This window comes from Gilvimarinus sp. 1_MG-2023, assembly GCF_030548285.1.
Map to the genome: position 1 here is coordinate 1 of NZ_JAUOSC010000132.1, position 462 is coordinate 462.

2 protein-coding genes are annotated in these 462 nt (G+C 56.5%); one reads left to right on the forward strand and one right to left on the reverse strand.

The genetic code is table 11. From position 1 onward, the window contains the following. Positions 1 to 192: hypothetical protein (locus Q4563_RS16070; RefSeq protein WP_303605186.1), on the forward strand; the 192-nt coding region annotated here is incomplete at its 5' end. A gap of 19 nt (positions 193 to 211) precedes the next feature. Here the strand turns inward: Q4563_RS16070 and Q4563_RS16075 are convergent. Then, positions 212 to 462, reverse strand: a 251-nt coding sequence (locus Q4563_RS16075) for a ribonuclease HII (protein ID WP_303605187.1), incomplete at its 5' end; no start/stop codon positions are given.

Consider the following 462-nt stretch of genomic DNA (forward strand, 5'->3'; position numbering starts at 1 on the left):
GCCTTGCGAACTCTGCGCATTCCCGCAGAATTCCTTAAAAAACGTCGCTCCACAATTTATCTCGGCTTTGGCGAAGCCATTACCCCCGCACAAATTGCGGCTTGCGAAACTGATGAAGCCCTGCGGGATTTTTTGCGCCAGCGCACCTATAGCCAGCACGAGATATGTCAGACAGCGGCGACCCGGCGTTGAGTCAATCTGGCGGATAACCTCAGCAGCCCAGCAAGGCCTTGACCGGCGCGTAACTGCGCCGGTGAATGGCACACGGCCCCAGCTCTTGTAACGCTTGCAGATGCGCCTGGGTGCCATACCCTTTGTGTTTGGCAAAGCCATAACCAGGATACACACGATCGAGTGCCACCATTTCCCGATCACGGCTGACTTTGGCCAACACAGAAGCCGCAGCAATGGATTGCACCAGGCTATCGCCCTTGATCACCGCCGTGGCAGCGATATCCAGTT